The organism is Blautia sp. BCRC 81119, from assembly GCF_003184505.1.
GTDB lineage: Bacteria > Bacillota > Clostridia > Lachnospirales > Lachnospiraceae > Blautia_A > Blautia_A fusiformis.
This window is the reverse complement of sequence record NZ_QJHD01000013.1, coordinates 1-14,872: the sequence shown is the minus strand read 5'-3', so window position 1 is coordinate 14,872 and position 14,872 is coordinate 1. Positions and strand designations below refer to the sequence as shown.

Annotated in this window: 9 protein-coding genes and 7 tRNA genes; 2 read left to right on the top strand and 14 right to left on the bottom strand. The window is 44.1% G+C overall.

The genetic code is table 11. The annotated features are described in order from the left end of the window. Window positions 1-44 precede the first annotated feature (44 nt). The 6 genes from DMI82_RS09450 to DMI82_RS09415 all read right to left on the bottom strand — a co-directional run bounded on the left by DMI82_RS09450 (window position 45) and on the right by DMI82_RS09415 (window position 7,841). Window positions 45-287, bottom strand: coding sequence for a GIY-YIG nuclease family protein (locus tag DMI82_RS09450; RefSeq protein WP_110103184.1), 243 nt, complete (start codon window positions 285-287; stop codon window positions 45-47). A 432-nt stretch (window positions 288-719) separates the two neighbouring features. Further along, entirely contained in the window at window positions 720-2,147 is a 1,428-nt protein-coding gene (locus DMI82_RS09440) for a glycoside hydrolase family 32 protein (protein WP_110103157.1), read from the bottom strand. A 1-nt stretch (window position 2,148) separates the two neighbouring features. After that, window positions 2,149-4,068, bottom strand: coding sequence for a PTS beta-glucoside transporter subunit IIBCA (locus DMI82_RS09435; RefSeq protein ID WP_110103156.1), 1,920 nt, complete (start codon window positions 4,066-4,068; stop codon window positions 2,149-2,151). A 542-nt stretch (window positions 4,069-4,610) separates the two neighbouring features. Beyond that, a complete protein-coding gene (locus DMI82_RS09430; RefSeq protein ID WP_021652887.1) occupies window positions 4,611-5,591 on the bottom strand; it encodes a LacI family DNA-binding transcriptional regulator in 981 nt (326 codons plus the stop codon). Window positions 5,592-5,846: 255 nt separating this feature from the next. After that, on the bottom strand, window positions 5,847-6,806 hold the full coding sequence (locus DMI82_RS09420; protein WP_186582634.1) for a M23 family metallopeptidase: 960 nt from the start codon (window positions 6,804-6,806) through the stop codon (window positions 5,847-5,849). 165 nt (window positions 6,807-6,971) lie between these two features. Continuing rightward, window positions 6,972-7,841, bottom strand: a complete 870-nt coding sequence (locus DMI82_RS09415) for a SpoIID/LytB domain-containing protein (protein ID WP_146207147.1) — start codon at window positions 7,839-7,841, stop codon at window positions 6,972-6,974. Window positions 7,842-8,029: 188 nt separating this feature from the next. On the opposite strand from DMI82_RS09415, the gene DMI82_RS09410 reads away from it, so the two are divergent. Continuing rightward, window positions 8,030-9,247 (top strand): metallophosphoesterase, encoded by a 1,218-nt coding sequence (locus DMI82_RS09410; RefSeq protein ID WP_110103153.1) that lies wholly within the window; start codon window positions 8,030-8,032, stop codon window positions 9,245-9,247. Here the strand turns inward: DMI82_RS09410 and DMI82_RS09405 are convergent. After that, on the bottom strand, window positions 9,211-13,152 hold the full coding sequence (locus DMI82_RS09405) for a carboxypeptidase regulatory-like domain-containing protein (RefSeq protein WP_158526447.1): 3,942 nt from the start codon (window positions 13,150-13,152) through the stop codon (window positions 9,211-9,213). The two genes, DMI82_RS09410 and DMI82_RS09405, sit on opposite strands and share 37 nt — an antisense overlap. Window positions 13,153-13,352: 200 nt before the next feature. Here DMI82_RS09405 and DMI82_RS09400 point away from each other — a divergent pair, with 200 nt between their 5' ends. Beyond that, complete coding sequence (locus DMI82_RS09400) at window positions 13,353-13,772, top strand: DUF3592 domain-containing protein (RefSeq protein ID WP_110103151.1); 420 nt, start codon at window positions 13,353-13,355, stop codon at window positions 13,770-13,772. A 318-nt stretch (window positions 13,773-14,090) separates the two neighbouring features. Here the strand turns inward: DMI82_RS09400 and DMI82_RS09395 are convergent. The 7 genes from DMI82_RS09395 to DMI82_RS09365 all read right to left on the bottom strand — a co-directional run bounded on the left by DMI82_RS09395 (window position 14,091) and on the right by DMI82_RS09365 (window position 14,740). Continuing rightward, a tRNA-Lys gene (locus DMI82_RS09395) sits at window positions 14,091-14,163 on the bottom strand. Window positions 14,164-14,227: 64 nt separating this feature from the next. Next, window positions 14,228-14,300: transfer RNA gene (locus DMI82_RS09390), tRNA-Phe, on the bottom strand. 5 nt (window positions 14,301-14,305) lie between these two features. Next, window positions 14,306-14,379, bottom strand: a tRNA-Met gene (locus DMI82_RS09385). Between the two features lie 15 nt (window positions 14,380-14,394). Next, window positions 14,395-14,467 (bottom strand) — tRNA-Thr (locus DMI82_RS09380). Between the two features lie 7 nt (window positions 14,468-14,474). Then, a tRNA-Tyr gene (locus DMI82_RS09375) sits at window positions 14,475-14,556 on the bottom strand. An 8-nt stretch (window positions 14,557-14,564) separates the two neighbouring features. Then, window positions 14,565-14,637: transfer RNA gene (locus DMI82_RS09370), tRNA-Val, on the bottom strand. Between the two features lie 29 nt (window positions 14,638-14,666). Beyond that, window positions 14,667-14,740: transfer RNA gene (locus DMI82_RS09365), tRNA-Asp, on the bottom strand. Window positions 14,741-14,872: the final 132 nt, after the last annotated feature.

The window sequence follows — 14,872 nt, the reverse complement described above, 5'->3', positions numbered from 1 at the left end:
CACACATTTGAAGCCTTTTGAAATATCAAAATGTTTATCAAAATTCAAAACCTCATCAACTCCAGCTTCTTCTCCCTGGTCAGCTGCTTAATCCGGTACTCCCGGCTCATGGCCTCTTCCCTTGTGGCAAAGCCCTCATAATACACCAGCTTCACCGGCCTTTTGGCCCGGGTATATTTGGCGCCTGCTTTGCCTTCATTATGGGCTTTCATCCGCCTGGCAAGGCAGTTTGTCCAGCCGGTGTAGAGCGTGCCGTCTGCACACTGCACGATGTATGTATAGTTCATAGCAGTCTCCTCTTCTGTAAAAAATTTATGCAATACAATGCCAAATGCCAGTACATCTTCAGTAACATCAACCCTGATATTTGCCTTCCTGTAAAACAAATATCTGAACACTTTTCTGGACAGTGTAATCTGTCTTCCGTGATATTTCCTCTCCTGTAAAACAAACATCCAGTCGGCCGCATTCTTTCTATGTAAAGACAGCCACCAGCATTTCTTCAGCAGCCGTCCTTCTATCCTCAAGCAGCCGGCACAATTCATGTATTTCACTTACATCAAAAAAATAAAAGCAGGTCGGGATTCCGGCTGCGGATTTTCCCACCTGCTTTATTATACGGTCATTTCTTATTTCTGTGAATATGGAATTCACTGCATAGCTGCTCTATAGGTATTCGTATTCTGATCTTGCTGTATTTCCCGATCAATAAGCCCAGCCTACTCCATCACATAATTCTTCAGCACATAAATCTTCCCATCACACTCCACAGCCTCCACCTTCACAGTCTGTTCCTGCGTTTCCGGATAATATCTGGAAGAGAAAACAACCTCTCCGCCATTCACATAGATTTCCACAGCTGTAGTATCCGCAAGAACTCTGATGCTTTCGATCACACCGGACGGAACATGCGCCTTACGTACTTTACGTCCGGCACCGGCCTTCTCGGAGAGAGTTAAGATCACATCTCCGTCCTGATATTCCAGGAAGAGATTTTCCCCAAGGCTCACTTTACCCTGCTCACCTTTTACCTGAACATCCAGATCAAACGGTCCATTCACCGGAATCTCCGCACTGGAACCGCTGACAGAAACGCCAGTCTTTCTCAGCCCGTTCAGTTCTTTCACCGGATACTGATAAAGCATTCCGTTTTTATACGTAACTTCCCTTGGAACAGTCAGGCAATGCTGCCAGCCTTCGCTCTCTGCTGTAGGATTCACATACTCCTTATCTGCATCCGGCATTCCCATCCAGCCGATCAGGATCCGTCTGCCCTTTCCATCCTGGAATGTCTGGGGTGCATAGAAATCAAAGCCGTGGTCCCATTCCCGGAAAGCTTTTTCCTCCGGCTTTCCATCCTTCAGGATAAAGTATCCGGACTGATAGATGTTCTGAAAACGGAACTCTTCTCTGGTCAGTCCCTGGGGAGATACAGAAAGCACCTCCTGTCCCTCAAGAGTGAAAAAATCCGGGCACTCCCACATGTATCCGAATGCCTTTTCTGTAGTAAGCTCACTGTCAAATTTCCAGTTCTTCAGATCTTCGGATCTGTAAAAAAGTACGGCGCCCTGGTCGCTTTTCTGACGGCCGCCAAGGATCATCCGGTACTCTTCCCCCTCCTTCCAGACCTTCGGGTCACGGATGTGGCAGGTGTAATTCTCCGGATAATCCTCGCAGGAAACTGCAACCTCCTTTGTTCCGAAATGAAGGCCGTCCGCACTCTCCACATGAAGAGTGCTGGACTGCCTTCCGTTATTGATATAATCATAATCTCCATCCATCTTGATGTTTCCTGTGTAGAAAAGATGAAGCTTATCTTTCTCCGCAATGGCAGAGCCTGAGTAAACACCATGACAGTCATAAATGCTGTCCGGCAGAAGCGGAACCCCTTCATATCTCCAGCTGATCATATCTTCACTGGAGTAATGCCCCCAGAATTTCAGTCCACCGTTGGCCTCAAACGGAGAATACTGGAAAAACACATGATATCTTCCCTTGTACCAGCATAATCCGTTCGGGTCATTGAGCCATCCCACAGGCGGCATCAGATGATGGGTCAGACGGTCTGTCTGCATCGTCCTGGCAACTGCTGCCGTTTCCTCGATTTTTCGCACTTCCTCTGCAAGTACCTTGGTCAGAGAACTCATTTTATTTTACCTCCAGTACTTCAGAACCATTATTTACTGTTCCTTCTGCAAGCATTTTTACTTCTTCATAATCATCGGTATTGGTTACGATCAGCGGTGTGGTCACATCATAGCCGGCTGCCTTAATAGCATCCATATCAAAGGTGATCAGTGTCTGGCCTTTTTTGACCACGTCACCGTCCTTTACATGAGCGGTGTAGAATTTACCGCCAAGTTCAACGGTGTCAACGCCGATATGGATCAGCAGCTCCAGACCACTTTCTGTCGCAAGCCCGATGGCATGCTTTGTGTCAAAAATTGTAGAAACTGTTGCGTCGCAAGGTGCTTTTACCTCACCTTTGGACGGAATCACTGCCATGCCCCTTCCAAGGACTTCAGATGCAAAGGTTGCATCCTTTACTTCTGAAAGCGGGATTGCAGTTCCCTCAAGCGGGCTGTAGAGGGTCTGTGCACCTGTCTCTGAAGTTTTCTCCTGGGCAATTTCTGCCGGAGCATCTGATTTTTTCTCTGCTTCAATATTTTTTTCAACTGTTTCCTGTACCTCATCCTTATATCCGAACATCCAGGTAAGCACAAAAGCCACACCAAATGCGATGACAAACATGAGTATATAAGAAACCGGATTATTCAGGCACAGCAGGATTCCGAAGATACCGGTAACACCTGTTCCTGTGGCACCAAGACTGCTAATGGAGGCAAAAAGTGCTCCGCATGCACCACCCAGGCAGCCCATGATAAACGGCTTTCCGAAGCGGAGGTTTACACCGAAGATTGCCGGCTCTGTGATTCCCATGCATGCGCTTAAGGCAGAAGGAACAGCCATGGATTTGATCTTCTGATTTCTGGATTTCAGGCCTACAGCAAGAGCTGCACCACCCTGTGCAATGTTAGCTGCAGATGCAAGTGGCAGCCAGTAGGTAACGCCGAATTTGGCCAGCTGTCCAAGGTCAATGATAGTGTACATGTGATGAACACCGGCAACAACAGTCGGTGCATAAAAGGCACCCATGATAAAGCTTCCGATTCCAAATGGCAGTGCGATCAGCCACTGGATCCCATCCAGAAGTCCGTTCTCAACAGCTACGAAGATCGGTCCGATAATGGAAAGTGTAAGATAACCGGTTACAAAAACACTGACAAGTGGTGTTACAAAAAGATCGAACATTGCAGGTACGATCTTATGAAGTCTTTTCTCGATCTGTGCCAGTACCCATACTGCAATGATAACCGGGATCACATGTCCCTGATATCCCACCATGTCAATAGAGTAAAGTCCAAACCATACCTTCTGCGTTGCCTGCACACCCTCTGTTGCAACAGTCCAGGCATTCTGCAGATTTGGATGGATCATGATCATACCGATAACCGCACCCAGATAAGGGTTGGCACCGAATACCTTCGCACCACTGTAAGCGATAAGGATCGGCAGAAATGTATACGCTGTGTTACTGAAAAGCTGTGCAAATACATAAATGGAACCATTGGTGTTAATATTCAGGAAGCCGTTGTTTACCATGAAGTTCAGGGCTTCCATGATTCCCATCAAAAATCCGCTGGCTACGATAGCTGGGATGATCGGGACAAAAATATCTCCCAGTGTCTTGATCAGTCTCTGTATTGGATTAGCCTTGGATGCTGCCACCTTCTTAAGCTCATCCTTACTACTCTCTGATATTCCGGCGATCTGGATAAATTCATCATAAACCTTGTTTACAACTCCTGTTCCCAGGATGATCTGCATCTGTCCCTGTGCGAAAAACACGCCCTTCACACCGTCGATGTTCTCTACATATTCCTTATCCGCCTTGTCATTATCCGCAATGACCAGACGAAGCCTTGTTGCACAGTGCGCCGCGGAAATGATGTTTTCTTTCTTTCCTACATGATCATAGATTTCCTGTGCTGTCTTTCTGTAATCCATGTCCTTCCTCCTTTTCTGCTACTGTTCCCGGACAGTCATCTCTTTCTGCTTTCCCTTTCTTCGGATCAGATCTGTCTGTTCTTTCTTCAGCTTCCCGGGATTTATTATCTCTGATCCATTGTTTTTCATTTATTTATGAGATTGATTTCATATATCTATTCATACAAGGAACGGTAATCTTTCCATTTTTTTAAGTTTTTTGATGATTTTAGCACTTTTCAATGGTTTGTTTTATGTTGTTGCTTGCGCTCTTATGTGGAATCGTTCTCATATCTTACTTGTATTATAACTACTGCATTATTATTTGTAAATCCGCAACATCTCACAAATTTCTTCGGTCAAAATTGTACATATTCCATAAGAACAGATGCAAGACAGACAAACCAGTCAGGACATCGCAGAAAAAATCTGGCATTTTTCTGTGTTTGCTCAGCCATAACACAGCACCACGCAAAAAGAAGCAGGTCTTTTTCTCCCAAAAGATCTGCTCCTGTTCCACAATAACTTATAATTTCTTCCTCTGTCTGCGAGGATATTCTCTGTTACCTGTGAGATTCCCGTTCCACAAGCTCACATCCCATTTTTATTTCCTTGCTGATCCCGGTATCGTTCTCAATAAGATCAGCCAGCATGGCTGCTGCCTCCATTCCGCTGGTCTTATAATAAAAATGTACCGTTGTCAGCTTCGGTTCCACGATCTTACCCGGAACTCCATCCCCGATCCCTGCAATCTGAACATCCTCGGGAATGCGAAGCCCGATCTCCTTCAAATAAGTCATGGCTCCCACCGCCATAGTATCCGTAGCACACACAAGAGAATCTATGGAAGGCTCCTCCTCAAAAAGCTCCTTCGCCATCTCATACCCGGAATCCATGGTAAAGCTTCCGATCTTCATCCTCTCCGGCACGACCTCCAGCTTAGCTTTATGGATAGCATCCATAAAACCCTTTTTCCTGCAGGCACCAACTGCCTCGTCCTTATCTGTAACGCCGATATAGGCAAACTTTTTCCCCTTCTCCGCCAGCTTCTCCGTGACCTGAAAAGCTGCTTTATGATCATCCTGATAAATACATGGATATCCGTCCAGATGCTGTCCCAGGATCACGATCGGTACCTTATAATCCTTCAGCATCTGTTTATGCTTTCTGGTAAACATGGTAGCAATAAAAACCACTCCGTCCACCTGACGTTCTTTAAACAGAGAAAGGTATTTCAGCTCTTCTTCCACATCATTATTGGTATTGGCCAGAATAAGCTGATATCCTCTCCGTGTAAGAATATCACTGATCCCTGTCACCTCACGGCTTATGGTATCTGAATTGATCTTTGGAAGGATGACACCGATGAGACTGGTTTTTTTGGTCCGCAGTGTCTGTGCCTGGGAGGATGGCTGATATCCTGTCTCCTGGATTACCCTGCGGATGACTTCCTTTTTTTCACTGCTGACATATCCATTATTCAAATATCTGGATACCGTAGCTCTGGAAACTCCGGCAAGCCTGGCTATTTCATTAATGTTCATAACTTATGTACCTCTTCTTTTGTCCTGTTATATCTGTCCTTGTATGCATATTTATAATATAGATTATACACGGTTTCTTTCCTGTAAAAAAGATTCTTTTCCTATGTAAATGGAAATTTTTATTACTGCTCACTCCGTTCTCACTAATACGCTTCACAAGGCAGAGGATACGGGATGCATATACCTCCCATCCCGTATCCTCCATACTCTGTTTCCAAAAATCTCCCCGGCATATCTGTTTTTCGGTTTTCCCTGTCATTCCAGATATTCAAACGGATCTACCGGCACGCCATCCTTTTTCATTGCAAAATAAAGATTCGGGCCTTCTACAGAATAATATTTGGTAGGTGCACTGATATTTCCGATCACTTCACCCTCCTTTACTGTGTCACCTTCTGCCACAGTAAGATCCTTCAGCTGCCCGTATACTGCCTGATAACCATTTCCCAACTCCATAGTCACAGTCGTTCCCGTGCAGGCATCCTGTACAACAGAAAGCACCTGACCATCAGCCGCCGCATACACCGGCGCATCCTCCACTGCCTGCAAAGCAATGGCAGAGCTTACACGATACTGATCCAAAGTCGGATAATATACGGTTTCATCCATATTGTAATCCACAAGAACCGTTCCTCTGACCGGCCATTCCATAATGGAATCCTCCGTAAAATCCAAAGCCTGTGCCGCAATTCCGACAGCTGAGGTCTCTGCGGTATCTGTGGAAGCTCCAGCTCCGTTATTCACTGCTCCCTCTGCCGATGCATTATCTGCTGTATTTCCAGTGCCATCTGTGCGGCTTCTGTCTGCACCTGCCGCCGCAGACACGCTCCTATCATCCGTACCACTTCCATTATCTGCATCTGCCGCTGCATTTTCGGCTGTACCACTTCCTGCAGTCTCACGGATGCTTCCTGTCACTCCATCTGCTCCGGCTTCTGAAGCTCCTGACAGACCTGCTTCATCTCCGGTTTCTCCATCAGAGATCTCATCCTGTGCTGCATCCTGCCAGCCATCTCCGGCAGCTGCCGCATCCTCTGCGTTTTCCCCGTCCGAAAGCTCCTCTTCCAGCCCGGTCTCTTCTACCTGTACAGAATTTTCCTCCTGGGGATTTTCTGCGATGGGCTTTGTTCCAAGCTGATAAACAGTAATCCCAAGTGCCGCCACTGCTGCCAGAACACCTCCGTTGATAATACCTCTCATAATTTTACTTTTCATATTCTTTCCACCTCTGTCTGATATGTTCATTTTCAGTAACAGAAAAAACAGTAAAGCTGCCGTTTCGGTCACCATTTCTATATCTATAGAGTGTCCAGAATATGGCTGTCTATTCATTTTTTGAATATTTTTTTATCAGACGTTGCTTCGGATGCCTGACTTTCTTTAATCCTCAGCTTTCAGCTCCATCTCCGGAAAATATTTTTTCAGGATCTCCTCCGCACTGCTTCCGTTTTTTGCCATCTCATTTCCACCAAACTGGGAAAATCCCACACCATGACCGCTGCCACGCACTCGCAGATAATAAATATCATCCTTTTTCTTCAAACTGAAATTCGCGGATTCCAGTCCCATTCCCGCTGCAAAGCTTTCTCCCTCCAGAAGTGTTTCCCCAATCGTAAGCTCTGTCACATAACCGGCACTGTCCCGTTTTTTGATCTTCAGCTCCCCGGAAAGCTGCCCCGCAGGAATTTCCACGATTTTTATATGATCCGGAGATTTTTTGTCCTCACTGCTATCTGCCGATTTCAGATATGTATACGCCTCATCATGAAAAACTTCTTCCCCGCTGCGGGTTTTCCCTGCACTTCTCTTATGCCAGGGAGTCAGCCTCACTTTTCCTTCATATGTAAGTACCTGTCCATCCGTCTCTTTTGCTGCCTGTTCATAGATCTGCCTTTTTTCTGCAAAAAAATATCTCCAGACTTCCTCTGTACTTCCGTTTTCCCTCAGGATCTCTGCGAGATTTTTCCCCTCGCCCAGCCACCTTTGAATATTCGACCGTGCGATCACAGTCTGCGCTTTTATGGTTTCTTTTTTCATATCCGGGGAAATCTGCGAAAAAACAATGACCGGGAGATATTCTTCCATATCCGGCACCCTCTCTGCCAGGACCCTCTCCGGTCCATTAATGGTTGCCGCCGAAAAATAAGGAAGAACAATTGCTAAAAACACCAGACAATATCGAAGAAGCGCATATTTTTTCATAAAAAGCACCATAAGCGTTCTTTTTCCTAATATATGTTCTTTTGCCAAAAATTATTATTTGCTGTATACTATAGCAGTTCTATGAATCGATGCATCAAAAAAAGTTATTCCGAACATGCTGCAGTAATTTATGGAAATGCTATATATCAATCGCTATATATCAATCCCAAAAGTATCTGCAGCGATCAGTCCTGCTCACAGCTTATTGCTTGCCACGAATGGAGGTATCACACACCATGCTTGCCATCTTTCTCGCACCATTATATATGCTCATTAATATTTATATCGTCCGCTGGATGATTTTGTGGATGGGTGCCTGTACTCATTTTTTCCAGACCTTTGCGTTCCGGGCATGCTTTGCAGGTGTTTATATTTTTCTGTCCACTTCTCTTCTGACCTGTTTTCTCATCCGGAAGCCCCCTGCGCTCCACCGCTTCCTGAAAAATACGGCAAATTATTTTCAGGGAACATTTCTTTACATCCTGATCGTAATCGTAACTACAGATCTCTGCAGACTGATCCTGAAGCATACGCTTCATCCGGCCTGGATGTATTCCCGGAAAGCCTTCGTAGTCACAGGCGCTGTCTGCACCCTTCTGATCATTGGTGTCAGTCTCTATGGGATTTTTAATCAGTGGAACATTAAGACAAAAACTTATGATGTGAAAATAGACAAGCAGGTGAAGGGAATGGACTCCCTGAAGATCGTCCTGCTCGCAGACATTCATTTCGGTTACAGTATCGGAGAAAAACATGCCGGGCTTCTTGTAAAAAAGATCAACGCCGAAGATCCGGATCTGATCTGTATTGCCGGCGATATTTTTGATAACGAATATGAAGGGATCAAAAACCCGAAAAAAACAGCGGCCATTCTCCGTTCGCTGAAATCCAGATACGGCGTTTATGCCTGTTGGGGCAACCATGATCTCAGCGAACCGATTCTGGCCGGTTTTACCTTCCGCAATGCAAAAAAAGATTATGATGATCCCAGAATGCGGAATTTTCTGGAATCTGCCAACATCCGGCTTCTCGATGACGAAACCGTCCTCATAGATAAACGGTTTTATCTGACAGGCCGTAAGGATCCTTCACGCTGCCGAAAAATGTCCGACACCCGTAAGGATCCTGACCAGCTTACAGCCTGCCTTGACAAAACACTCCCGATTATTTTTATGGATCATCAGCCCGGTCAGCTGGATGAAGTGGCAGCCGCAGGCGCAGACCTTGATCTCTGCGGCCATACTCATGACGGCCAGCTGTTCCCTCTGAACATCATCACCGGCCTGGTCTGGGAAAATTCCTGCGGTTACCTGAAAAAGGGGACTATGCACAACATCGTTACCTCCGGTGCCGGCATATGGGGCCCGAATATGCGTACTGCCACAAACAGCGAGATCTGTTCGATCACAGTACATTTTTATCCTGCCAGACCTAACTCCTCTGATCCCTCATAAATATCTTCCACCGGCAGCTCCTCCGCACTCTCACCATCCTCTTCTGTTATTTCTGTTCCGTCATTTTCTTCTTCCGTTTCAGAGTCCTTCGGAAACTCAATTACTTCAGCCGTATCACCACTTTCTGATATCTCCGGCTCTTCACTGGAATCATCAAATATCTCTTCCTCAGTATTATCGTCCGTCTTTCCTTCTTCAGAACTCATATTGAGTTCCTCGCTGCTCTCTTCTTCAGCTTTCTTTTCACTGTTTCGGATGATCTCAAGGGCTTCTGTTTCTGAAATAATGCCTGAATTATCTTCCATTGCATTTGCTTCCGGCACTTCATAATCATATACAAAGGTATTGACTGGCATAAGCTTGTTTAACTGCACATCATAGTCAAATACATGCCACAGGTATCCTTCCCTGTTAACCGGTACATTTGCCTGGTAGATCTGTTTTCCACCCCGGTAAACGGTTACTTTGGCTGACGAAGCAGATAATTCTGTACTCGCATCATCTTCACCGTTTGTATAATCGTATACATAAAAGCTATATTTTCTTCCGGTGAAGCCTTTGTATATGGTTGTTGTTTCCGGTCCATAGCTGCTTGTATCATCCAGATCCAGATTTGCTATTACATCTCCATCCTCTGAATATGCATTTTTATCCCTGTAGTATACATGGAAGTAGTCATCTCCGTTTTCATCAGCAGGTCCCAGCAGATGAGAATCCAGGTCTCGCGGAGTTTCTCCCCATGTAAGCACGATCTGAAGAAGTCCCTCATCTCCTGCACTGATATTGGTCGGTGACATTGTTACATCACGTTCACTGCATGCATTTGCCTGAACTACAACATTGATATGGGCAGAAACAAAATCTTCATTGCTTGCATTCAGCGTATAGTTTCCGGCTGGCACGGTCAACGTATAGGTTCCATCTGCTGATACGCCTTCTTTCACAGTCTCTCCGATCACATTATCCCAGCCCTTACGTAATTCATAAGTTACATTTTCTATATTTCCGCCGGTCATGGAATGAATAAATCTTCCACTCAGCTCACCATCTCCGGCTTCTGCTCTGGATACCATCAGGAAAGATTCTGCGTATGTGATCTGGTTCGCTGATACTTCCATGGAACTGCTCTCATATTTCTGGTAACCGGTTGCTGTGACAACAATTTTGTAGGTTCCTTCATCAAGATCATTAAATGAATAAGTTCCATCTTCTTTCGTGAAAGTTTTTTCAACCTTGACTGTTCCGGAATATGCTTCCACGCTGGCATTTTTTACAGGAGCTTTGCTGTTTGAATCCAAAACGCTTCCCTCAATGCTTCCGGCTCCGACTGTACATTTATCCACCAGTGTTCCATTTTCAAAATGAACCTTCAATTTTAGTGGATTATCGTCATCATCAGACAGAAAATCCTTGGACAACGTATAATGCCATACCGTTTTCAGGAACTTTCCGACCACCGTATCCGGATTCAACTCACCCGCTGCGTAAATATAGGTTCTTACATCAGAACAAAGCACATTTCCGGCATCACGAACTGTATAGGATACGCTTGCCTTTGCCGCAGGTCCTACCTTAATATCAATTCCTGCCAGATCCCATGTCTCCAATGCAGTCAGATTTAATCCAAACTGAAGACCGCATTTCGCAGATCCTTCTATTGTGACCGGTGTCAAAGTCTGACTGAAATCATGGATAAATCTTCCATTTCCATCTTTGAATTCATATCCGCCAGTTGCTTCAACGGAATATTTCACAACAAACTGCCCGGACACATCATAAAACAGAGAAACCACCAGATCTGCAGAAAGACCAGTTGTACCAAGCTTTATAGGAACTCGTCCCAGTTCAAGTACATCGCTGACTGTTTCCATAGTTCCACTTGCATGTTTGATCTGCTGCTCTGAATTCACGCCACTTATATAAAGTCCGCCTTCGAAATCAGCTTTTCCTGTAACTGACGCAATAAAATGCCTTACCTCTATCTTTCCCCAGCTAAATCCAGCATCCAGCTTACAGCTTACATCCGGAATCGTAACAGCAACAGAACCGGACAACTTCACCTTATCATTAAATTTATGATTAAGATCAAATTTCAATTTACCTGGAACCGGAATACTTCCGCCGAGAGTAAGTCCTCCTGCCGGCACCTCACTTGAATTTTCCGGAATATACTCATATTGAACGCCCTCTGCAGTTACCTGCATATTTTCCGGATCTGCAATTCCTGCACCTTCAAAATCAATTGATTTGTAAACCTCTGAAATATCATCCGGTTTGCCGGCCTTAATGATCAGACGGCCCTGTCCGTCCTTTGTGATATTCTGGACTTTTAATGCAATATCTGTATCTGTTCCCATTTCCTTTGCAGAAAACAGTACAACCTTTCCGGTTTCCAGATTTTTATAAGCATTTCCATCTTTTACTGTGATCGTATAAGTTCCGTCACTGTTCTGGACAACATTGTATATATTTTTGGAAGTATCTTTGACTTCAACTACATTTGTTGCATAGGTAACCTTGCTGTCATAATTCTCATCGATTACTGAGTCCTCAGTGATCTGGTCGATAGCTTTTAAGATCTGAGCTGCATCATTTCCGTTAATTGCCTTCTCCGGTTCAAAGGTATCTCCATTCAGAGACAGCATATTCTTTTTCAGTGCAATAGCTACAACATTTTTATACCTGATCTGAGCCGCATCTGCACATGTCGGTTCTTCATCCGTAGTTTCATATCCCATAAGCATTACTGCTGTATATGCGGCAAACTCTCTTGTTGCATATTCGTCAGGATAAAAATATGGAACATCCTGCTCATCGGTTTCATCGGGAATGATTCCCATAGTTTTTGCAATTTCTGCTGCGATTCCATTTTCATTTTCTCTGGTATCAGCATAATAATAATTTTTGCTATCAAACTGCTCTTCATACTTGCAGCCAACTTTATCCAGAAGAAGTTTTACCCATTCACCTCTGGTGTATTCATGTCCGGAATCCTGCACGTATTTTTTCGTAACAAAAATCCTTGCAAAGATTTTTATTCCTTTTACTTTGGCAACGATCGATGTATTTCCCTCTCCGACTGCCTGGACAACACCTGTTTTTGTTACTGTTGCAATTTTCTGATCAGCAGATGACCAGCTTACTTTAACACCCTTTTCCTTAAAACCAAGCTGGATACTTTCCCCTTCTTCCAGAGTAGCTTTTTGATTTTTCAGTGTTGGTTTCACAACTGTTATCTTACATCGATATGTTCTCTTCTTGGAATCTTTAAAGGTTACTGTACATGTTCCTGTTCCTGTTACAGAAACCGTACCATCTTTTTTTACCTTGGCAACCTTTGTATTTGAACTTGAGGCAGTTTTGATCACATCACCCTTTATCGAAAGCTTCCTGGACGTATTCGCTGTTCCCCATACAAATTTTAAGCTCTTTGCAGACAGATAAGGATTTTTTACCGTAACCTTACAGGTATACACTTTTTTTCCTATTTTAGCCTTAACCACTGTTGTTCCGGTTTTTACTGCTGTTATTTTTCCCTTAGAGCTGACTTTAACGATTTTTTTATTGGCAGAACTCCATACCGTCTTTCCCGAAACACCGTTTACTTTTAACTGCAGACTTTTTCCCTTTACATACAATACGGCTTTTTTCACTGACATTCCCGGGCTTTTTACTGTAACCTTACAGGTTAATGTCTTTTTGGCAATTCTGGCCTTTACTGTTGCGGTTCCGGTCTTCACAGCCGTTATCTTTCCCTTTGACGAAACCTTTACAACTTTATTATTGGAAGAAGACCATTTCACGGCTTTCTTCCAGTTTACAACCTTTAACTGTGATGTTTTTCCCACGTACAAAACCTTTTTTGTACTGTTCAGTCTGGGATTTGCAGCTGCATTTGCTGGCATGCTGATTCCTAAGATCAACATCAGGATCAGCATCAGCGGCAGCAATTTTTTGATGCACTTTTTCTCTTCATAAGCACTTTTCCCTTCTACTGTACTATGCTATAATGTTCATCAATTATAAATTTTCGAGATCATTCGAAATCATTTATAATTAATCCCCCGTAAATTATCAGACTATCAACCAAGAAAGGAGAAAAATCATGAGTGTCACCGTAAATCCAAAAGCACGCCAAATTTTACCGGTTATTCTGGGCTGCTGCGTAATCGGAACTGTTTTTTTTCTGGCAATAACTATCTGTTCCGCCATAAAATATCATGATTACGTACCTGTAGATGCTGTTATATCATCTGTCAGCCGCTCAAATAATCCTAACAAGCCTCATAGTTCCAATTATCATAACTATGTGAAGTACTCTTACACCTACAAGGAACAAAACTACACAGCTGACCGAATCGAGTTTTTACGTCTCGGCAAAGCCCCCGGAAAGCATGTTCAGATTAAATGTGATCCGCAGAATCCAAACCAGATCCAGAATATCTATTCTATGACCATCTGTATTGTCTTCCTGGTAATCCTGATCATAACAGATTTCCTGCTCATTCTTATGATAAAGTCTTAATACTGTACAGCTATACTCTAATTATATAACATTTTTATCTCTTGAACTTTGTCAAATTTGTCGCAAAGTGAACATTTTTTGTCGAAAATGTCCATAATAATTTTTTATCGCATTGACATACTCCTACCATTGAAATCCTACTCGATGGCTCTGCTGATTCGTTCATCAGTACGTAATTTTCTATGATATAAAAAAGACGGTTACGTTGTGATTCAACGTAACCGTCTTCCTTTATACTATACTCGCACAGATATAAAACAAAATTCCCACCTATTGCCTTGAGCAATAAATGGGAATTTATCTGATCCACTTAAAAAGTGAGGCATCGGGGATTCGAACCCCGGACAACTTGATTAAAAGTCAAGTGCTCTACCGACTGAGCTAATACCCCATATTAAATTAATTAATACTCAGGCTTTTTCTAACCAGCCGTTCGTATGTTTTACATTAAAACATGCCCAGAGCCGGAATCGAACCAGCGACACGAGGATTTTCAGTCCTCTGCTCTACCAACTGAGCTATCTGGGCATAAGTAGCGGGGACAGGATTTGAACCTATGACCTTCGGGTTATGAGCCCGACGAGCTTCCAGACTGCTCCACCCCGCGTTATTAAATGTTAAAAGCCGATGATCGGACTCGAACCGATAACCTGCTGATTACAAATCAGCTGCTCTGCCAATTGAGCCACATCGGCATTTAAGTGGATGGAGAAGGATTCGAACCTTCGAAGGCGGTGCCAACAGATTTACAGTCTGCCCCCTTTGGCCACTCGGGAATCCATCCATAATCTATGGGACCTATAGGGCTCGAACCTATGACCCTCTGCTTGTAAGGCAGATGCTCTCCCAGCTGAGCTAAGATCCCATATTTAATTCATTACAGCTAAGCTGTAACGACCCAGAAGAGACTCGAACTCTCGACCTCCGCCGTGACAGGGCGGCGCTCTAACCAACTGAGCCACTGGGCCATTTTAAGGTTTGTACCTTAAAAACTACATACATGCTTGTTGATCGTTAATCAAACTCTTTGAATCAATTCTTAACCTGCGTTTCTTGGTCAAGCCCTCACCCGATTAGTAACAGTCAGCTCCATGTGTTAC

Excerpts from the sequence above, each read along its gene's own strand:
- DMI82_RS09430 (WP_021652887.1), bottom strand. The coding sequence starts at position 5,591 with ATGAACATTAATGAAATAGCCAGGCTTGCCGGAGTTTCCAGAGCTACG.
- DMI82_RS09410 (WP_110103153.1), top strand. The coding sequence starts at position 8,030 with ATGCTTGCCATCTTTCTCGCACCATTATATATGCTCATTAATATTTAT.
- DMI82_RS09435 (WP_110103156.1), bottom strand. The coding sequence starts at position 4,068 with ATGGATTACAGAAAGACAGCACAGGAAATCTATGATCATGTAGGAAAG.
- DMI82_RS09450 (WP_110103184.1), bottom strand. The coding sequence starts at position 287 with ATGAACTATACATACATCGTGCAGTGTGCAGACGGCACGCTCTACACC.
- DMI82_RS09440 (WP_110103157.1), bottom strand. The coding sequence starts at position 2,147 with ATGAGTTCTCTGACCAAGGTACTTGCAGAGGAAGTGCGAAAAATCGAG.
- DMI82_RS09400 (WP_110103151.1), top strand. The coding sequence starts at position 13,353 with ATGAGTGTCACCGTAAATCCAAAAGCACGCCAAATTTTACCGGTTATT.
- DMI82_RS09405 (WP_158526447.1), bottom strand. The coding sequence starts at position 13,152 with ATGCCAGCAAATGCAGCTGCAAATCCCAGACTGAACAGTACAAAAAAG.
- DMI82_RS09420 (WP_186582634.1), bottom strand. The coding sequence starts at position 6,806 with ATGAAAAGTAAAATTATGAGAGGTATTATCAACGGAGGTGTTCTGGCA.